Below are 17,555 nucleotides of genomic sequence, written 5' to 3' on the forward strand. Positions count from 1 at the left end.
GGCCGGCACCGGCGGACGGCCGGCACCGGCCGCGGGGTGGCGACACGCCGCGGCGGTCCTCCGGATCAGCGGTCGCCGGCTGGACGGCGACCGGACGGCGAGCTCCCGGCACTGCGGCGGTGCCGCGCCCTCGCCGTGCGGCGGGGCTGGGGCGGGGCCGCGGGTCAGTCGGTCGGCGCCCAGTAGGTGGTCAGGGAAGCCAGCGAGGGCTCCAGGGATTTCCAGGGGCCGTCGAAGGACAGCACCGCGAAGGCGGCGGTGGGGAAGCCGCGGTCGCTCATCCGCGCGCGGGCGTCGGCCTCGGCCGAACCCGCCAGCACCTCGGCGAGCCCCTGCACACCCGGGTTGTGGCCGATCAGCAGGAGGTTCCGGGTCTCGTCCGGGGTCTCGTTGAGCAGCGCGATCAACTCGCCCGGTGAGGCCTCGTAGATCCGCTCCTCGTAGACGGTTCTGGGCCGGTGCTCGAACTCGTGGACGGCGAGCTTCCAGGTCTCGCGGGTGCGGGTCGCGGTGGAGCAGAGGGCCAGGTCGAAGGGGATGCCGGTGTCCGTCAGCCTGCGTCCGGCTTCTGCGGCGTCCATGCGACCCCGTTCGGCGAGCGGCCGCTCGTGGTCGTTCACCGGGGGCCAGTCGGCTTTCGCATGCCGGAAGAGGACGATCCTGCGGGGTTCTGCGACGCTCATGGAATCCAGCTTCGCACGAAACAGGCCAAGGGGCGCAGGGAGTTGGCGGGACGCCTCAGTGCCGGGCCGCCAGTTCCCGCAGGTGCTCCAGCAGACGCGCGAGTACCGGGTCGCCGGTGGCCGCGTGTGCGTCGGCCTGGTTCAGTACGAGCGCGAGCAGGGCGACGAAGGCGAGCGTCGGCAGCACCAGGGCCCACCAGGGCAGCCGGGCCCCGGCGCCGACCGCGCGCGACGGGTGGGGCGGGGTGTGCGTTGGGGCCGACATGGTGCCTCCGCGGTCCTCGAGTGGTCGGTGGTCCGCCTCTCGCGGCCACATCTCGAAGCTACGGAATCCGGGGCCGCCGCCCCATCCGGTGATCCACCCACTTGACCCTGAGCCTCACCCCCTAGGGGACAGGGGGGTTAGCCCCACCGCGACGGCCCGCCTCGGATCGCCGCCGGCCCCTACCGGCGCCGGCGGGCACCGCTTCCGGGACCGGCCGGGTGGCGGCTCACGACCCGGCCGGGTGGCGGCTCACGGTGAGGCGAGGGTGGCGACCACGGCGATGACGATGAAGATCGCGAAGAAGGAGCCGAAGACCAGGAGCATCTTCTTCTGGCTGTTGCGGGGGTTCGGATCGAGGACGGGCATACGGCAAGTCTCGCACCCGTCCGGAAGGCTCAGCGCACCGCCTCCGCCTCCGCCTCCACGGTGCGGTCGCGGCCGGCCAGGAAGCCGACCGCCATCTGCGGCACCATGAGCGCCGCCATCATGGAGATCGGCAGGCCCCAGCCGCCGCTGTTCTGGTAGAGGACGCCGACCAGGAGCGGGCCCGGGATGGAGATCAGGTAGCCGGTGCTCTGCGCGAACGCCGACAGCTGGGCCACGCCGGCGCCGGTGCGGGCCCGCATCCCGACCATCGTCAGGGCCAGCGGGAAGGCGCAGTTGGAGATGCCGATGAGGACCGCCCAGGCCCAGGCTCCGGCCGCGGGCGCGAGGTACAGACCGGCGTATCCGGCGAGTCCGCAGGTGCCGAGCGCGAGCGCGATCGGGCCCTGGTGGGGCAGACGGGTGGCCAGGTGCGGGATCACGAAGGCCAGGGGCACGCCCATGACCATGGTGACGGCGAGGAGCAGGCCCGCGGTGCCCGCGGGGACACCCGCGTCGCGGTAGATCTGCGCCATCCAGCCCATGGTGACGTAGGCGGCGGTGGCCTGGAGCCCGAAGAACACGGCGAGCGCCCAGGCGGTGCGGCTGCGCGTGATCCGCAGGGCGGGCGGCTGCCCGGCCTGCTCGGACCCCCTGCCCGCGGGCCCGGACGACTGTCCGGCAGTCGCGGCCGGCTGTCCGGCGGGCCCCGCCCTCCGGCCCGCGGGCAGGGACCCCCGGCCCGCGGGCCCGGACCCCCGGCCGGGGAGGGCCGGCCCCCGCCGGCCGGCGGTTCGGGCGGCGGCCCGGGGTGCGGTGGCCGCCGGCCCGCGGTCCCGCAGGAGCGGCAGCCACGGCAGCACGGCCGCGGCCGCCAGGGCCGCCCAGACCACGAGTCCGGACCGCCACTCGCCGCCGAGCGCGCCGGTCAGCGGCACGGTGACGGCGGCGGCCACGGAGGTGCCGGCGGCGAGCGCCATCGAGTACAGGCCGGTCATGGAGCCGACCCGGTCGGGGAACCAGCGTTTGACGATGACCGGCATGAGCACGTTGCTCACGGCTATGCCCATCAGGGCCAGGGCGCTGGCGGCCAGGAAGCCGGCCGTACTCCCGGTGTACGGCCGGACCAGCAGGCCCGCGGCGACGGCGGCCATGCCGGCGCACACGACGGCGACGGCGCCGAAGCGGCGGGCGAGCCGCGGGGCGGTGACCCCGAAGACGGCGAAGCACAGGGGCGGTAGGGAGGTGAGCAGTCCGGCCACGCTGCCGCTCATGCCGAGCGTGTCGCGGACCTCCTCCAGCAGGGCGCCGAGGCTCGTGATGGCGGGGCGCAGGTTGAGGGCGGAGAGCACGATGCCGACGACGACCAGGCGGGGCGCCCACCCGGGCGGTCCGTCGGCGTCGCTCTTCCGGGACGCGGAGGCACGGCGTTCGGTGGTGGTGGCCGTCGTCTTCGGCCGGGTTTCCTCGCTTGCCATGAGACCCATCATAGAATCATGGGATGATTGGTCGTCCCTCCCCGCGCGACGCGCACCCGCCCCGCACATGCGAAGGTGTGCCATGCCCCTGACCCATCCCCGCCGCTCGGCCCTTTCCGAGCAGGTCATCGCCACCCTGCGAAACCAGATCGCCTCGGGCGAGTGGCCGGTCGGCTCCCGCATCCCCACGGAACCCGAACTGGTCGAGCAGCTCGGGGTCGCCCGGAACACGGTCCGCGAGGCCGTGCGCGCGCTCGCGCACAACGGCCTGCTGGACATCCGGCAGGGCTCGGGCACGTACGTGGTGGCCACCAGCGAGCTGGCCGGCGTCATGCACCGCCGCTTCGCCGGCGCCGATCCGCGGCACATCGCCGAGCTGCGCTCCACCCTGGAGTCGGGTGCGGCCGGACTGGCCGCCGAGCGGCGCTCGGAGAAGGACCTGAAGCAGCTCGACGCCCTGCTGCTGCGGCGCGAGCAGGCCTGGGCGTCGGGGGACGCCGAGGAGTTCGTGGCGGCCGACGCGACCTTCCACCTGGCGGTGGTGGCCGCCTCCCACAACGACGTGATGACGGCGACGTACGCGGACCTCGGCGAGGTGCTGCGGGACTGGCTGCGCGAGGACGTCGGCCGCGAACTGACCCCGGGGTCCTTCATGGACCACGCCCCGCTGGTGGACGCGATCCGCGCGGGCGACACCGCTGCGGCCGCCGCCGAGGCGGCGCGCTACCCCTTCCAGTGCCGGCCGGAGCGGTTCAGCCCGCCCGGCGCTGGTGGCTGACCCACACCGAGCCGACCTCCGCCCAGCACCGGCCGGAAAGGCGGACGGTCATCGCCGGGCCGGCGTCGGCCGGCGGGGTGTCGGTGTCGAGGTCCCACCAGCGGGCGCACTCGATGTGCAGGCGGACCCGGTCGGTCTCCACGTAGGGGTTGTGGCAGAAGGCGACGACGTGGGAGCCGCGGACCCGGGTGCGGCACTCCGCGCCGAACAACGGGGCGGCCTGCGGCCTCCGGACGTGCGCGGCCGCCTGGGGCATCGCGTGGTACGGAAGCAGGAGCAGGAGGGCGACGGTCACCGGGGCCAGGCTGCGGGACAGGAGCACAAGGGGGACCTCCTCGGCCGGGCTGGGGAGGATCACGCGAGGTGAGCGCGTACGACCAGAGTGCGCCGCGGGGTGCCCGACCGCCCGGCCGGATGGTCCGAACGGGTGAGCGCCGCGAGGGCCCGCCTCCAGCGAGACGCCGTTGGTCAAGTTCGGCGTCCCAGCGAGCGCGGGCCCTCGGGCAGGACGGGGACGAGCCCCCGTCGGGCGGGACCGGGACGGACCCGCCCGGCCAGGACCGGAACGGTCCCGGCCGGTGCGCCGGTCAGGCGCCGATGGCGTGCAGACCGCCGTCCACGTGGACGATCTCGCCGGTGGTCTTCGGGAACCAGTCGCTGAGCAGGGCGACGATGCCGCGGCCGGCCGGCTCGGGGTCCTTCAGGTCCCACTCCAGCGGGGAACGGGTGTCCCACACTGCGGCCAGGTCGCTGAAGCCGGGGATGGACTTGGCGGCCATCGAGCCGAGCGGGCCCGCCGAGACGAGGTTGCAGCGGATGTTCTGCTTGCCCAGGTCACGCGCCAGATAGCGGCTGGTGGCCTCCAGGGCGGCCTTGGCCGGGCCCATCCAGTCGTACTGCGGCCAGGCGAACTGCGCGTCGAAGGTCAGCCCGACGACCGAGCCGCCGTTCTGCATCAGCGGCAGGCACGCCGTGGTGAGCGACTTCAGGGAGTACGCCGAGACGTGCATGGCGGTGGCGACCGACTCGAACGGCGTGTTGAGGAAGTTGCCGCCGAGCGCGTCCTGCGGCGCGAAACCGATGGAGTGGACCACGCCGTCGAGGCCGCCCAGCTCCTCGCCGACCACGTCGGCCAGGCGTCCGAGGTGCTCCTGGTTGGTGACGTCGAGCTCGATGACCTTGGTCGGCTTCGGGAGCTTCCTGGCGATGCGCTCGGTCAGCGTCGGCCGCGGGAAGGCGGTCAGGATGATCTCGGCGCCCTGCTCCTGGGCCAGCTTGGCGGCGTGGAAGGCGATGGAGGACTCCATCAGCACACCGGTGATCAGGACGCGCTTGCCCTCGAGGATTCCACTCATGGTGATCAGTGACCCATTCCCAGTCCGCCGTCAACGGGAATGACGGCTCCAGTGATGTACGAGGCGTCGTCCGAGGCGAGGAACCGCACCGTCGCGGCGATCTCCTCCGGCTGCGCATACCGGCCGAGCGGCACCTGCGAGACGATGCCCGCGCGCTGCTCCTCGGTGAGCGCCTTGGTCATGTCGGTGTCGACGAAGCCGGGCGCGACGACGTTGAAGGTGATGTTGCGCGAGCCCAGCTCCCGGGCGAGGGAGCGCGCGAAGCCGACCAGGGCGGCCTTGGAGGCGGCGTAGTTCGCCTGCCCCGCGGAGCCGAGCAGTCCGACCACCGAGGAGATCAGGACGACGCGGCCCCTCTTCCCGCGCAGCATGCCGCGGTTGGCCCGCTTCACGACACGGAAGGTGCCGGTGAGGTTGGTGTCGACGACCGAGGCGAAGTCCTCCTCGGACATGCGCATCAGGAGCTGGTCCCTGGTGATGCCCGCGTTGGCGATCAGGACCTCGACGTTGCCGTGCGCGGCCTCGATCTCCTTGTAGGCCTGCTCCACCTGCTCGGGGTCGGTGATGTCGCATCTGACGGCGAGGCAGCCCGCCTCGGTGAGGACGGCCGGGGGCTCACCCGAGCGGTACGTGATCGCGACCTTGTCGCCCGCGTCGGCGAACGCGCGGGCGATGGCGAGGCCGATGCCCCGGTTTCCTCCGGTGACGAGAACCGAGCGGCTCAACGGATCACCCTTTCCATAGCGGACTCGTACGGCCGCCGCACACGTGGCGTCACGCGGGGCAGGCGGCTTCCCCCGAAAACCTATCGGTCCGCTTACGGACTCGGGCATTCGGGCATCGACAGTGGCGCAATGACGTCACTGTCGGGTTTCCACAGTTCGGCCCCGGGTCAGTCCTCCGTCCCGGGGGCATGAGCGGAGGCCCGGCTGATACCGCCTCTCCGCGACGTCGACGGCCGACGCCGCCCGTGCAGCGCGGACGCCCGTCGGGCCCGACCGGCGGCCGGTCCTGCCCGCCGGTCCTCGACACGCATGCTCCCGTCACTATCGGGTGGCCACGCCGCCACCCTTGGCGACATAGTTCACTCATCCGAACCGCGCCACATCCGCATCCCGCATCACCGAAGGAGCAGCCGCCCGTGGCCCATGAGATCGATCAATCGTTCCTCGCCCTTCCGCTACGCGCCCTGGCCGACGCCGCGCTGGCCCGGGCGCGGTCCCTCGGCGCCCAGCACGCGGACTTCCGCCTGGAGCGGGTGCGCAGCGCGTCGTGGCGGCTCAGGGACGCCCGCCCGGCCGGCTCGTCGGACACCACCGACCTCGGGTACGCGGTACGGGTCGTGCACGGCGGCGCGTGGGGGTTCGCCTCGGGTGTCGATCTGACGCCGGACGCCGCCGCGAAGGTCGCCTCCCGGGCGGTGGCGATGGCGAAGCTGTCCGCGCAGGTGGTCGCGGCCGCCGACGCGGGGGCGGGGGCGGCTCCCGCGCCCTTCGGGCAGCGCGGCGGGGTGGAACTGGCCGACGAACCGGTGCACGCCGAGGGGACCTGGGTCTCCTCCTACGAGATCGACCCGTTCACCGTGCCGGGTGAGCAGAAGTCGGCGCTGCTCGCCGAGTGGAGCGGCCGGCTGCTGGCCGCGAACGGGGTCGACCACGTGGACGCCTCCCTGCTCACCGTGCACGAGAACAAGTTCTACGCCGACACCGCGGGGACCTCGACGACGCAGCAGCGGGTGCGGCTGCACCCGGTACTGACGGCCGTGTCGGTCGACTCCTCCAGCGGCGAGTTCGACTCGATGCGCACCCTCGCGCCGCCCGTCGGACGCGGCTGGGAGTACCTCACCGGCACCGGCTGGGACTGGGACGACGAGCTGGCGCGGATGCCGGAACTGCTCGCCGAGAAGATGCGCGCGCCGAGCGTCGAGCCGGGCCCGTACGACCTGGTGGTCGACCCGTCCAACCTGTGGCTCACCATCCACGAGTCCGTCGGGCACGCCACCGAGCTGGACCGGGCGCTGGGTTACGAGGCCGCCTACGCCGGCACCTCCTTCGCCACCTTCGACCAGCTCGGCAAGCTGAGGTACGGCTCGGAGCTGATGAACGTCACCGGCGACCGCACCGCCGAGCACGGTCTGGCGACCGTCGGCTGGGACGACGAGGGCGTCGCGGCCCAGTCCTGGGACCTGGTGCGGGACGGCACCCTGGTCGGCTACCAGCTCGACCGGCGCATCGCCCGGCTGACCGGGTTCGAGCGGTCCAACGGATGCGCGTTCGCCGACTCCCCCGCCCATGTGCCGGTGCAGCGCATGGCCAACGTGTCGCTGCGCCCGGATCCGGCCGGGATGTCCACCGAGGACCTGATCGGGGGCGTGGACCGGGGCATCTACGTGGTCGGCGACCGGTCCTGGTCGATCGACATGCAGCGGTACAACTTCCAGTTTACGGGTCAGAGGGCATACATGATCCGGAACGGCCGCCTTGAGGGGCAGGTCAGGGACTTTGCATATCAGGGGATCACCCCTCAGTTCTGGGGCTCCATGGAAGCTGTCGGAGGCCCTCAGACGTACGTGCTAGGAGGGGCTTTCAACTGTGGAAAGGCCCAACCTGGGCAAGTCGCTTCCGTGTCTCACGGGTGCCCGTCCGCAATGTTTCGGAGTGTGAACATTCTGAACACTGCGAACGAGTCAGGCCGCGCCTGAGAGGGCGACCGATCCGGCCCGAAGTCTGCACCAGGTCGACACGTAATCACAGCGAACCACCTACGCCACGTCGTCCCAGTCCTCGATGTCGTCCTCCGTGGGCGTCAGCGAGGGCGGGACGATGAGGCCCTTGAAGGGCTCCAGCTTGAGCCCCAGGCGGTTGTGCATCGTGCGGGCGCCCCGGTCCATGGCACGGCGGACAAGGTGGCCGTAGACCAGCTCTGTGGTCCGAGTGGTCCGGTGACCGACCCACGCCGCCACCTCGAAGAGCGGGATCTGAGCGTGGATGGCCTCCGAGACGAAGAAGTGCCGGAAGCTCTTCGGGGTGTACTGCGGAGTCCCGGCCAGCTTGGCCGCCGCCTTGAACTGGTCCAGGAACCAGTCATACGACGGGTGGCGGTCATTCAGCCGGGGGGATTCGAAGAACCAGCCCCGATCTCCCCATGTCCCGAAGGCGTCAATGTGATCGTTAAAGATCTCGTTGATTGATTCGGGAACCGGAGTCTTCCGCGCCTGTTCGAAGGCGCGATGCTTCGTGCCCCGCTTCACGCCGCGTCGGTAACCAGAGATTTCCTGGCAGCCATAGGCCGAGACTTGGTGGTCCACGGTGAGGACGCTGCGCTCCCATTCCATGGACTCATCGGAGAGCGCCAGGGCCTCTCCCGGACGCGTCCCGCAACCCGCCATGGCCCAGAATCCAGCGCGGATCAGCTTCGGAGCCTCCGCGATGATACCCAGAACTTCTTCCATGGTGGGGATGTCTTCGCCGGTGACCGGGGTTAATTGCTGACCCGAGCGCCTACGGGGGTTCGCCTTCTTACACGGATTGCGGCCAATGATCTCGACTGCTACCGCATAGTTAAAGACGGACGAGAGAACATTCTTACGCCCATTGATTCCCGTTTCCTTGTAGCCGCGCTCCTTTTGATCCGCCTCCCATTCCAGGATGGTTGCCGGCGTAATACTGCCGATGGGCTTGCTTCCGAAGAAGGGCCCGTAGTGGTTGTCGTAGACACTCTGGTAGTTCCTTTTCGAGGACTCTTCCAGAGTTCCCTCCTCAACCCACTCATGCCAGACCTGCTGGAATGTCCGCTGCCCTTTCTTGGGGTTGATGTAGGTCCCCAAGTCCTTGTCCCGCTCGACCTTGATGGCGAACGCTTCCGCGTCTTCGAGCTTCTTGAAGGCCACCGGTCGCGGCTTGCCTGTCCCGCCCCCGGGCTCCCGGTACGTCACCCGGTACGGCTTGTGAGCGCACGTGGGTTTCTTGCGCCGGGGGCAGGCGCAGTCTTCCTTCTTGATGGTCGCCACGCTTGTTAACCCCTCACATGTTGATTGGTTAGTGACTGTTCGTCAGCCTAGTCCTGCTGCTGCGACCATCAACCCAGTTGTGCAGATTGCGAGTTCGGAACCGGACATGCTTGCCGACCTTGAGGAACGGGATGCCCCAGCACCGGTACAAGTCCATGAGGACCCGTTTGGTCACACCGGGTTCCGCCGTCGCCTCGCCTGGCGTCATGAACAGGTTGCTACCGCCCCTCACAGCCACTCACCCCACTTCTGCACGTCCTCCCGTGCCTGCCTGGCCAGTTGAAGACTCTGAGCGTGATCCTCAGCAATGCCGAGAGCGAGGCCGGCCGCGCCGGGGGTATAGCCGGAGCCGACATAGCGCCAGGAAGGTTCCGTGACCGTGTCCGGACCGTCCACGGGTTTGGCGTCGCCCGGGCGGTGATCTGCCCGTTCCTCGCGCACCATGTCAGGTGCGCCGTCAAGGTCCTCATCCAAGACCCGTTGCTGTCCGGCGAGAAAAGGCAGTTCAGTGAAGGGCACCTTGGCCGTAGCGGTGCACTGGCGCATCAGTCGTCTCGCGTCACGGGGCGCGATCGGTCACGACACGGCCGCCCGGCGCCTGAACGTGCGCAGGTGACGCCATCAGATGCGCCGCTACCTTCTGCACCACGTCAGCGTTCCACGTGCCCATCGCCACCATCGGACGGCCGTCCGGCGCCACGCGCGGAGCCAGCCGGCCAAGATCCCGCGCCGGAATCCCGATCGCCAGCAACGCCTGCCGCAGCGCCTCATGCGCGTCAGCAGCGGCCCTCTTGCTGCTGCTCTTGTAGATCTCCATCGGGATCACTGCCCCGCCCCCTTCGGTGCGCAAGCCGTGTGCCGGTACGCCACGATCGGAGACGAGTCCCGGCGAGACAGCATCCCCCGGCGGCAGCTCTCAACGGTCTTGATCGGCAAACCGCATGCCGGGCACGTCTCACCGGCCGGGGCACAGGTCGTGTACTCCCACTGACGCGCGTCGGCATCGACCGTGGTCATGCGCTCACGGACAGCTGTCTCTGCTGCTCTGCCTTGGGTCGCCATGCATATGACGCTACGTAACGGCAGGAACACACCTCAATGGCACTTCGATGGGGGGCCAGCCCGAAGTGCCACACCGCGTCACACCGGTACGCCGATCACGTCAGCCAAGTCCCTCATCTCCGGCGTGAGGGTGCGCCGACGCGCGATCACTCGGCCGAAGATGTCCCGCGCGTAGCGTTGGTTAGGCAGCCACTGCAGAGCGTCCGCGCGGATCCCCTGCAAGACTTCAACCGTCTTCGCGTAGTCCCGCGACCGAGCGTGCGCCTCTGCCACGTCCAGGAGGTGGCGGTTGCGGTTGTTGGACGTGGGCCGCATGCCGCTGGTCGGGATGCGCTTCGAGAGCTTGAGCACCAAGTCCGGCTTGTCGACGATCGTGGCATTCTCGGCCCGCTTCAGAGCCACCGTGATCGGCCCGAACGCCTGCAAGAAGTCGTCGCGCGGAGCGAACTCCCGCCCCATCGCGACCGCCGCCGAGTTGGCGTAGCGCAACGCGTCTTCGGCCTCCCCAGGCCGGTTGTCCCGGATCGCAGCAGCAGAGGCCCGCAGCAGCAGCCAGCCCCAGGCGCTCAGCTCCGCCGGGGTCGCCCGCGAAATGCGAGGCTCGGCCTCATCCGCCCACCGCGTTGCCAGCTCCCTTGCCTCAGACAGCCGACCGCGCCGCAGCAAGAGCAGCACTGTGTGCTCACCGTCGCCGCCGCCTGAAGCCGATCCGACGACTCCTCCAGCGACCGGGACAGAGCGATGTCGGCCGCCTCGAACTGCCGAGTCTGTGTGAGCAGCCAGCCTGTGAGCTGTGAGAGCCGAACACGTACGGCCCGCCCCTCCTGGCCGCTCCCGGCGATCAGATCAGCATCCCGCAGCAGGGGCGGAAGGATCACACTCAGCTCTGCGAAACGATCACCGGAGAAGATCGGCAGGGCTGATTCCAGCGCGTCCCGGACACCGCCCACGGTCGGCTCTTCCGTCACACCGTCCGCCCGTACCGACGCCACGAGCGCATGCCGGACAGCCTCCCAACGATCATCAGCGCCAGGCGCCGCCTCGGGAGCGTCCTCGTGATCAGCAATGAGGTTCGTCGTAGGCACCCGCATGGCCTGCGCCAGCCGACGCGCAGTCTCCAGTCGCGTGTCAGCCCGCTCCCCTTGCTCCACCTTCCGGATCAAGGACAGGGACACACCCGACTCGCTCGCCAGCTGACGCTGCGTCATGCCGCGTCGCTTGCGTGTGTCCTGGAGCCGCTTGCCAATGTCGGCACTCATGATTCGAGCGTACGGCGCCCGACACCTATCCGTGCGATCTTCCCAGCTCCTCACTCCCACAGGGAGCGTTCTCGTGCGGCCGGAGAGAGTCTCAGGTCAGGGCGATAATCGCGTGCCCAGTCCGGGGGACCGATGGGTAGTCTCTGATCCGATCCGGAGCCCGGTCTCCAGGACCCGCATCAGCGGGCCCCGGAGGTCGACACCAGGTCATCACCAGACCCCGTACAGTCCGGTTTCAACCCGTATGAACAGGGATTGAGGGCAGACCGTGAACAACCGCCTGACCTGCACAAACGCCGATCAGAGAGGTATGCCCCCTGACCCTGCGGTGAGCTTCCAGTTCACCGGGCAGCGGTTCTTCAGGATCGAGAACGGGCGGCTCGCCGGGCAGTTGCGGGACGTCGCCTACCAGGCCACGACCACCGACTTCTGGGGCTCCATGGCCGCCGTGGGCGGGCCGCAGACCTACGTCCTGGGCGGCGCCTTCAACTGCGGCAAGGCCCAGCCGGGGCAGATCGCCGCGGTCTCGCACGGCTGCCCCTCCGCGCTCTTCAAGGGCGTCAACATCCTCAACACCACGCAGGAGGCCGGCCGATGAGCGCCCCCGTCAGCAAGCCGCACGAGATCGTCGAGCGCGCCCTGGAGCTGTCCTCGGCCGACGGCTGCGTCGTCATCGCGGACGAGCACTCCTCCGCCAACCTGCGCTGGGCGGGCAACGCGCTCACCACGAACGGCGTCACCCGCGGCCGCACGCTCACCGTGATCGCCACCGTCGACGGCGCGGAGGGCACCGCCTCCGGTGTCGTCTCGCGGGCGGCGGTGACGGCCGACGAGCTGGAACCGCTGGTGCGGGCCGCCGAGGACGCCGCGCGCCGGGCCGGGCCCGCCGAGGACGCGGGGCCGCTGGTCGCGGACGTGCCTGCCGCGCCGGGGTTCGCCGAGGCGCCCGCGGAGACCTCCTCGGCCGTGTTCGCCGACTTCGCCCCGGCGCTCGGCGAGGCGTTCGCCCGCGCGCGGGCGGGCGGCCGGGAGCTGTACGGGTTCGCGTACCACGAGATGGTGTCGACGTACCTCGGCACGTCGACCGGGCTGCGGCTGCGGCACGACCAGCCCACCGGCACCCTGGAGACCAACGCCAAGTCCCCGGACCGTACCCGCTCGGCGTGGGCCGGGCAGTCGACGCGGGACTTCCGGGACGTCGACCCGGTGGCCATGGACGCCGACCTGGCGGTCCGCCTCGGCTGGGCGGAGCGGAACGTCGACCTGCCCGCCGGACGGTACGAGACGCTGCTGCCGCCGACCGCGGTCGCGGACCTGCTGATCTACCAGATGTGGTCGGCGTCCGGCCGGGACGCGGCCGAGGGGCGCACGGTGTTCTCCGCGCCGGGCGGGGGCACCCGGCTGGGCGAGAAGCTGAGCGAGCTGCCGCTGACGCTGCGCAGCGACCCGCACGAGCCGGGCCTGGAGTCGGCGCCGTTCGTGGTGGCCCACTCCTCCGCGGGCGACCTGTCGGTGTTCGACAACGGGCTGCCGCTGGCCGCGACCGACTGGATCCGCGGGGGCGAGCTGGCGCATCTGACGACCACCCGGCACAGCGCGGGCCTGACCGGGCTGCCGACGACACCGGCGATCGACAACCTGGTCCTGGAGGGGGGCTCCGACCGCTCCCTGGCGGAGATGGTCGCGGGCACCGAGCGGGGGCTGCTGCTGACCTGCCTGTGGTACATCCGCGAGGTCGATCCCGCCACGCTGCTGCTGACCGGGCTGACCAGGGATGGTGTGTACCTGGTGGAGAACGGGGAGGTGACCGGGCAGGTCAACAACTTCCGGTTCAACGAGTCGCCGGTCGACCTGCTGGGCCGGGCCACGGAGGCGGGCCGCACCGAGCGGACGCTGCCGCGGGAGTGGGGCGACTGGTTCACCCGGGCCGCGATGCCGGCGTTGCGCGTCCCGGACTTCAACATGAGCTCGGTGAGCCGGGGGGTGTAGCCGGCCGGGGCGGACAAAGGGGAGCCCGCCCGGGCAGGGGGCGTATAACCTCGTAGGCGGTCGTCGTGCGGCGGCCCGAGATCACCGAGGAGACACGAGCACCGTGACGGACATCGTCGACGAGCTGAAGTGGCGCGGGCTGATCGCCCTCTCCACCGACGAGGACGCATTGCGCAAGGCGTTCGCGGACGGTCCTGTCACGTTCTATTGCGGCTTCGACCCGACCGCGCCCAGCCTGCACCTGGGCAACCTGGTGCAGATCCTCACGATGCGCCGCATCCAGGAGGCCGGTCACCGGCCGCTGGCGCTGGTGGGGGGTGCCACGGGTCTGATCGGCGACCCGAAGCCGACCTCCGAGCGCACGCTGAACGACCCGCAGGTGGTCGCGGGCTGGGTGGAGCGGCTGCGCGACCAGATCGCGCCGCTGCTGCACTTCGACGGCCCCAACGCCGCGATCATGGTCAACAACCTGGACTGGACCCAGGGCTTGTCGGCGATCGAGTTCCTGCGGGACGTCGGCAAGCACTTCCGGGTCAACCGGATGATCGCCAAGGAGGCCGTCTCCCGGCGGCTGAACTCCGACGCGGGTATCAGCTACACCGAGTTCAGCTACCAGATCCTGCAGGGCATGGACTTCCTGGAGCTGTACCGCCGCCACGGCTGCACGCTGCAGACCGGCGGCAGCGACCAGTGGGGCAACCTCACCTCGGGTGCGGACCTGATCCACCGGGTGGAGCCGCACGCGGTGGTGCACGCGCTGGGCACGCCGCTGATCACCAAGGCCGACGGCACCAAGTTCGGCAAGACCGAGTCGGGCACGGTGTGGCTGGACGGCGAGATGACCACGCCGTACGCGTTCTACCAGTTCTGGATGAACGCGGACGACCGGGACGTCTCCCAGTTCCTGCGCATCTTCAGCTTCCGGTCCCGCGAGGAGATCGAGGAGCTGGAGCGGCAGACCGAGGAGCGCCCGCAGGCGCGGGCCGCGCATCGCGCGCTGGCGGAGGAGCTGACCACGCTGGTGCACGGCGCGGACCAGACGGCCGCCGTGGTCGCCGCGTCGAAGGCGCTGTTCGGCCAGGGCGAGCTGGCCGCGCTGGACGAGCGGACCCTGGCGGCGGCGCTGTCCGAGGTGCCGCACGTCCGGGTGCCCGGGCTGGCTCCGGTGGTGGACCTGCTGGCCGAGGTGGGACTGGTGCCGAGCAAGTCCGCCGCGCGGCGGACGGTGAAGGAGGGCGGTGCCTACGTGAACAACGCGAAGGTGGCCGCCGAGGACGCGGTCCCGGCCGTGGAGGATCTGCTGCACGGGCGGTGGCTGGTGCTGCGCCGGGGGAAGCGGAACCTGGCCGCGGTGGAGGTCACCGGCGACTGAGCGCTTGCCGAGGCGCGCCGAGGGGGCGCCGTCCCGCTGCGGGAGGGCGCCCCCTCGGCCTGCCGGCGCTCAGGCGACCTGGCGTCTGCGGCCTCCCCACAGCGCCATGTAGAGCATGTCGCCGAGGAACACGATGACGATCGCGGCGACCAGTTGGAACAGGTGCCGCGTCCAGTCGACGCCCCGGGTGGCGCCCACGCCGACCGCGCGGGCGAAGGCGTTGCCGACGGTGGCGCCCAGCATGCCGAAGACGGTGGTGAGCCACAGGGGGCTGTGCTGCTTGCCCGGGATGATCGCCTTGGCGATCAGTCCCAGCACGAAACCGACGATGATCGCCCACAACCAGCCCATGGCTGCCTCCTCGAGCGGCTCCGGGTGAGCCTTTCGACGAGTGTGGGCCGGTCGGTCGCGCCGCGCATGCGGGGGCCGCCACCGGTGTGACGGTGCCGGCCGGGGGCCGGGACGGCGGGCGCCCCGAGATCGAGGGGGGCCGGGCCACGGCGTACCGTGGGGGGTGTCCGGCAGCGGTCTCGTGCCCGGACGCGGACCGGGAGCGGGGCGCGTGTCCCCGGCGGGCGGATGGTGGATTGTGATGCGCAGGCGCAGCGGCGGCGGCAAGGGCGGGGTGGTCCGGATCACGGGTGCCCGGGCGGGCCTCCAGGAGGATGTCCGCGGTCGTCAGCGCCGGTACGTCATCTCGATGGCGATCCGGACGATCTCGGTGATTCTCGCGGTGCTGCTGTGGAACGTGGAGCGGTACGTCGCCATCGTGGCGCTGGTGCTGGGGGCTGTGCTGCCCTACATCGCCGTGGTGATCGCCAACGCGGGGCGGGAGAACGCGCCGTCCCTGCCGTCGTCGTTCGTGACCCCGCAGACGCCGACGATGATCGCTCCGCCGCGTGCGGAGGACGACGAGCAGGGCGAGTACGCGGGATCGGTCCCGGAGGACGATGCGGGCGGGCCGTCGGAGCACCGCTCCTGAGCGCGGTCCCCGCGGCCGCGGGGGCGGTGCGGTGGGAAGCTCAAGAAAAGCTCAGATCAATCATGTTGTTCGGCTGCCCCGGCACCGGGGACTCATGACATACTTCGTAGGCGCTCCGCATCCCCCGTCGGAGCGACAGACCGACGCCGGGCAGCTCCCCCCGTGGCTGCTCGGCGTCGCCTTTTCCGTGCCGTGCGACGAATCCGCTGAGACGACCCCGTGAGTGACGAGACCCCGATCTGCTCCGCCAAGGGCTGCCGTGCCGCCGCCGTGTGGGTGCTGGCCTGGAACAACCCGAAGATCCACCCGCCGGAGCGGCGGAAGACCTGGCTGGCCTGCGATGAGCACCGCGAGCATCTGTCGCGGTTCCTCGGTGTGCGCGGGCTGTTGAAGGACGTGGTGGCGTTGGCGGACTGGGAGGCGCCGGAAGGGGCGTGACGGCGGGGTCCGCCGGCGGCGGCCGCCGCGCGCCGGGCATGCCGCGCCTGCGGGTGCCGGTGGTGTCACGAAGGGCGTCGTAGTCGTCCGCGGTGGTCCGCTCGTCCGTGTGCCGCCGCGTGCGATGTCGCGGCAGGCGGTGAGCCGCGTGCGATGTCGCGGCAGGCGGGTGAGGGAACAGGCGGTGAGGGAAGGGGTGGGTCCTCTTTGCTCCGCGCCCCCCGGGGTCGGGTCGTCCGCCCGGTCCGCTCAGCCGCCGATCGCCGACATCGGCCGGTCGGGCTGCAGGAAGGTCGGGTCGTCAAGGCCGGAACCGGCCTTCTTGCCCCACATGGCGAGGCGCCAGATCCGGGCGATCTCCTCGTCGGGTGCGCCGGAGCGCAGGGCGGCGCGCAGGTCGGTCTCCTCGGTGGCGAACAGGCAGGTGCGTATCTGTCCGTCCGCGGTCAGCCGGGTGCGGTCGCAGGCCGCGCAGAAGGGCCGGGTGACGGAGGCGATCACGCCGACGCGGTGCGGGCCGCCGTCGACGATCCAGCGCTCGGCCGGTGCGGAGCCGCGTTCCTCGCCGCCCTCCGGGGTCAGCTCGAAGCGGGTGCGCAGCGAGGCCAGGATGTCTCCGGCGGTGATCATGCCGTCGCGCTTCCAGCCGTGCTGGGCGTCCAGCGGCATCTGCTCGATGAAGCGCAGTTCGTAGTCGTGCTCGACGGCCCAGGCGAGCAGGTCGGGTGCTTCGTCCTCGTTGAGTCCCGGCATCAGCACGGTGTTGACCTTGACGGGGGTGAGGCCCGCCTGTCGCGCCGCCCGCAGGCCGTCGAGCACGTCGCGGTGGCGGTCGCGGCGGGTGAGGGCCTTGAAGACGTCCGGGCGGAGCGTGTCCAGGGAGACGTTGACCCGGTCCAGGCCCGCGGCCCTGAGCGCGGCGGCCGTCCGGCCGAGGCCGATGCCGTTGGTGGTCAGGGAGGTCTGCGGGCGGGGGTCGAGGGCGGCCACCCGCTCGACGATGCCGACCAGTCCGGGGCGCAGCAGGGGTTCGCCGCCGGTGAAGCGGACCTCGCGGATGCCGAGGGAGGTGACCGCGATGCCGACGAGGCGGACGATCTCGTCGTCGGTGAGCAGATCGGGCTTGGCGAGCCACTGCAGGCCTTCCTCGGGCATGCAGTAGGTGCAGCGCAGGTTGCAGCGGTCGGTGAGCGAGACCCGCAGGTCGGTGGCCGCCCGGCCGTAGGTGTCGATGAGCACGTGGGCCCCCTCCCTCGTCGTGGATCGGCAGATCACGGGTTTCCCGACACGGGTGAGCCTACGCGACGGCGCCGACAATGGCCCGGACCCGATCCCACGAGGTGGGACGCGGCCGCGCCGTAGACATCTACGAAGTGGCCGGCGCGGCCGCCCGACCGGGTCTCCCCGACGGCTTCCCGTGCCGGTGCCGACGCCGGAGCCGGTCCGCGACCGGCGCCGGAGCCGGCGCCTCCCGTCGGGTCGCCGGGTGCGGATGCGGGCGGCGGGGGCTCGGTCGTGCTCG

General features: G+C 71.1%; 20 protein-coding genes and 1 pseudogene. 7 read left to right on the forward strand and 14 right to left on the reverse strand.

Features of this window, described 5'->3' with window-relative positions; all coding sequences use genetic code 11:
- Positions 1-164 precede the first annotated feature (164 nt).
- From ACL02U_RS03505 to ACL02U_RS03520, 4 genes are all read right to left on the reverse strand, one after another.
- Positions 165-683, reverse strand: coding sequence for a SixA phosphatase family protein (locus tag ACL02U_RS03505; protein ID WP_412789100.1), 519 nt, complete (start codon positions 681-683; stop codon positions 165-167).
- Positions 684-738: 55 nt separating this feature from the next.
- Positions 739-948, reverse strand: a complete 210-nt coding sequence (locus ACL02U_RS03510; protein WP_412789101.1) for a hypothetical protein — start codon at positions 946-948, stop codon at positions 739-741.
- Positions 949-1,197: 249 nt separating this feature from the next.
- Entirely contained in the window at positions 1,198-1,314 is a 117-nt protein-coding gene (locus ACL02U_RS03515) for an SGM_5486 family transporter-associated protein (protein ID WP_412789102.1), read from the reverse strand.
- A 29-nt stretch (positions 1,315-1,343) separates the two neighbouring features.
- Positions 1,344-2,789, reverse strand: a complete 1,446-nt coding sequence (locus ACL02U_RS03520) for a CynX/NimT family MFS transporter (RefSeq protein ID WP_412789103.1) — start codon at positions 2,787-2,789, stop codon at positions 1,344-1,346.
- Between the two features lie 82 nt (positions 2,790-2,871).
- On the opposite strand from ACL02U_RS03520, the gene ACL02U_RS03525 reads away from it, so the two are divergent.
- Complete coding sequence (locus ACL02U_RS03525; protein ID WP_412789104.1) at positions 2,872-3,567, forward strand: FadR/GntR family transcriptional regulator; 696 nt, start codon at positions 2,872-2,874, stop codon at positions 3,565-3,567.
- On the opposite strand, the gene ACL02U_RS03530 is transcribed toward ACL02U_RS03525, so the two are convergent.
- From ACL02U_RS03530 to fabG, 3 genes are all read right to left on the reverse strand, one after another.
- On the reverse strand, positions 3,542-3,889 hold the full coding sequence (locus ACL02U_RS03530; protein ID WP_412789105.1) for a hypothetical protein: 348 nt from the start codon (positions 3,887-3,889) through the stop codon (positions 3,542-3,544). The genes ACL02U_RS03525 and ACL02U_RS03530 overlap by 26 nt on opposite strands.
- 265 nt (positions 3,890-4,154) lie before the next feature.
- On the reverse strand, positions 4,155-4,922 hold the full coding sequence (gene fabI / locus ACL02U_RS03535; RefSeq protein WP_412789106.1) for an enoyl-ACP reductase FabI: 768 nt from the start codon (positions 4,920-4,922) through the stop codon (positions 4,155-4,157).
- Between the two features lie 5 nt (positions 4,923-4,927).
- Positions 4,928-5,647 (reverse strand): 3-oxoacyl-[acyl-carrier-protein] reductase, encoded by a 720-nt coding sequence (gene fabG / locus ACL02U_RS03540; RefSeq protein ID WP_412789107.1) that lies wholly within the window; start codon positions 5,645-5,647, stop codon positions 4,928-4,930.
- A gap of 416 nt (positions 5,648-6,063) precedes the next feature.
- On the opposite strand from fabG, the gene ACL02U_RS03545 reads away from it, so the two are divergent.
- Positions 6,064-7,623, forward strand: coding sequence for a TldD/PmbA family protein (locus ACL02U_RS03545; protein WP_412789108.1), 1,560 nt, complete (start codon positions 6,064-6,066; stop codon positions 7,621-7,623).
- A gap of 60 nt (positions 7,624-7,683) precedes the next feature.
- Here the strand turns inward: ACL02U_RS03545 and ACL02U_RS03550 are convergent, their stop codons facing one another.
- From ACL02U_RS03550 to ACL02U_RS03570, 5 genes are all read right to left on the reverse strand, one after another.
- Positions 7,684-8,931 (reverse strand): tyrosine-type recombinase/integrase, encoded by a 1,248-nt coding sequence (locus ACL02U_RS03550; RefSeq protein ID WP_412789109.1) that lies wholly within the window; start codon positions 8,929-8,931, stop codon positions 7,684-7,686.
- Between the two features lie 228 nt (positions 8,932-9,159).
- Positions 9,160-9,477: a hypothetical protein gene (locus tag ACL02U_RS03555; protein WP_412789110.1), complete on the reverse strand. Its 318-nt coding sequence runs from the start codon at positions 9,475-9,477 to the stop codon at positions 9,160-9,162.
- Between the two features lie 13 nt (positions 9,478-9,490).
- The gene (locus ACL02U_RS03560) at positions 9,491-9,748 is read right to left on the reverse strand and encodes a hypothetical protein (RefSeq protein ID WP_412789111.1); all 258 of its coding nucleotides are present in this window, start codon (positions 9,746-9,748) and stop codon (positions 9,491-9,493) included.
- A 323-nt stretch (positions 9,749-10,071) separates the two neighbouring features.
- The gene (locus ACL02U_RS03565) at positions 10,072-10,482 is read right to left on the reverse strand and encodes a hypothetical protein (protein ID WP_412789112.1); all 411 of its coding nucleotides are present in this window, start codon (positions 10,480-10,482) and stop codon (positions 10,072-10,074) included.
- 77 nt (positions 10,483-10,559) lie between these two features.
- Positions 10,560-11,252, reverse strand: coding sequence for a helix-turn-helix domain-containing protein (locus ACL02U_RS03570; RefSeq protein ID WP_412789113.1), 693 nt, complete (start codon positions 11,250-11,252; stop codon positions 10,560-10,562).
- 331 nt (positions 11,253-11,583) lie between these two features.
- Here ACL02U_RS03570 and ACL02U_RS03575 point away from each other — a divergent pair.
- The 3 genes and pseudogenes from ACL02U_RS03575 to tyrS all read left to right on the forward strand — a co-directional run.
- Positions 11,584-11,850: pseudogene (locus tag ACL02U_RS03575) on the forward strand (metallopeptidase TldD-related protein); the annotation flags it as partial.
- Positions 11,847-13,241 carry a metallopeptidase TldD-related protein gene (locus tag ACL02U_RS03580; RefSeq protein ID WP_412789114.1) on the forward strand — a complete coding sequence of 465 codons (1,395 nt, stop codon included), beginning with the start codon at positions 11,847-11,849 and terminating at the stop codon, positions 13,239-13,241. The pseudogene ACL02U_RS03575 and the gene ACL02U_RS03580, both read left to right, overlap by 4 nt.
- Before the next feature lie 103 nt (positions 13,242-13,344).
- The gene (gene tyrS, locus ACL02U_RS03585) at positions 13,345-14,613 is read left to right on the forward strand and encodes a tyrosine--tRNA ligase (RefSeq protein ID WP_412789115.1); all 1,269 of its coding nucleotides are present in this window, start codon (positions 13,345-13,347) and stop codon (positions 14,611-14,613) included.
- 69 nt (positions 14,614-14,682) lie between these two features.
- Here the strand turns inward: tyrS and ACL02U_RS03590 are convergent, their stop codons facing one another.
- The gene (locus ACL02U_RS03590; protein ID WP_412789116.1) at positions 14,683-14,964 is read right to left on the reverse strand and encodes a GlsB/YeaQ/YmgE family stress response membrane protein; all 282 of its coding nucleotides are present in this window, start codon (positions 14,962-14,964) and stop codon (positions 14,683-14,685) included.
- Positions 14,965-15,205: 241 nt separating this feature from the next.
- Between ACL02U_RS03590 and ACL02U_RS03595 the strand changes: the two genes are divergently transcribed.
- A complete protein-coding gene (locus tag ACL02U_RS03595; protein WP_412789117.1) occupies positions 15,206-15,595 on the forward strand; it encodes a DUF3099 domain-containing protein in 390 nt (129 codons plus the stop codon).
- A gap of 219 nt (positions 15,596-15,814) precedes the next feature.
- Positions 15,815-16,033, forward strand: coding sequence for a hypothetical protein (locus tag ACL02U_RS03600; protein WP_412789118.1), 219 nt, complete (start codon positions 15,815-15,817; stop codon positions 16,031-16,033).
- 249 nt (positions 16,034-16,282) lie between these two features.
- Here ACL02U_RS03600 and moaA read toward each other — a convergent pair whose 3' ends face one another.
- Positions 16,283-17,272 carry a GTP 3',8-cyclase MoaA gene (moaA, locus tag ACL02U_RS03605; protein ID WP_412789119.1) on the reverse strand — a complete coding sequence of 330 codons (990 nt, stop codon included), beginning with the start codon at positions 17,270-17,272 and terminating at the stop codon, positions 16,283-16,285.
- Positions 17,273-17,555: the final 283 nt, after the last annotated feature.

This window comes from Streptomyces sp. MS06 (genome assembly GCF_047200655.1).
Classification (GTDB): Bacteria; Actinomycetota; Actinomycetes; order Streptomycetales; family Streptomycetaceae; genus Streptomyces.

What these genes read in the sequence shown, in the direction of transcription:
- ACL02U_RS03505 (WP_412789100.1), bottom strand. Translation starts at nt 683, where the DNA reads ATGAGCGTCGCAGAACCCCGCAGGATCGTCCTCTTCCGGCATGCGAAA.
- ACL02U_RS03510 (WP_412789101.1), bottom strand. Translation starts at nt 948, where the DNA reads ATGTCGGCCCCAACGCACACCCCGCCCCACCCGTCGCGCGCGGTCGGC.
- ACL02U_RS03515 (WP_412789102.1), bottom strand. Translation starts at nt 1,314, where the DNA reads ATGCCCGTCCTCGATCCGAACCCCCGCAACAGCCAGAAGAAGATGCTC.
- ACL02U_RS03520 (WP_412789103.1), bottom strand. Translation starts at nt 2,789, where the DNA reads ATGGCAAGCGAGGAAACCCGGCCGAAGACGACGGCCACCACCACCGAA.
- ACL02U_RS03525 (WP_412789104.1), top strand. Translation starts at nt 2,872, where the DNA reads ATGCCCCTGACCCATCCCCGCCGCTCGGCCCTTTCCGAGCAGGTCATC.
- fabI (WP_412789106.1), bottom strand. Translation starts at nt 4,922, where the DNA reads ATGAGTGGAATCCTCGAGGGCAAGCGCGTCCTGATCACCGGTGTGCTG.
- ACL02U_RS03555 (WP_412789110.1), bottom strand. Translation starts at nt 9,477, where the DNA reads ATGCGCCAGTGCACCGCTACGGCCAAGGTGCCCTTCACTGAACTGCCT.
- ACL02U_RS03560 (WP_412789111.1), bottom strand. Translation starts at nt 9,748, where the DNA reads ATGGAGATCTACAAGAGCAGCAGCAAGAGGGCCGCTGCTGACGCGCAT.
- ACL02U_RS03570 (WP_412789113.1), bottom strand. Translation starts at nt 11,252, where the DNA reads ATGAGTGCCGACATTGGCAAGCGGCTCCAGGACACACGCAAGCGACGC.
- ACL02U_RS03580 (WP_412789114.1), top strand. Translation starts at nt 11,847, where the DNA reads ATGAGCGCCCCCGTCAGCAAGCCGCACGAGATCGTCGAGCGCGCCCTG.
- ACL02U_RS03590 (WP_412789116.1), bottom strand. Translation starts at nt 14,964, where the DNA reads ATGGGCTGGTTGTGGGCGATCATCGTCGGTTTCGTGCTGGGACTGATC.
- ACL02U_RS03595 (WP_412789117.1), top strand. Translation starts at nt 15,206, where the DNA reads ATGCGCAGGCGCAGCGGCGGCGGCAAGGGCGGGGTGGTCCGGATCACG.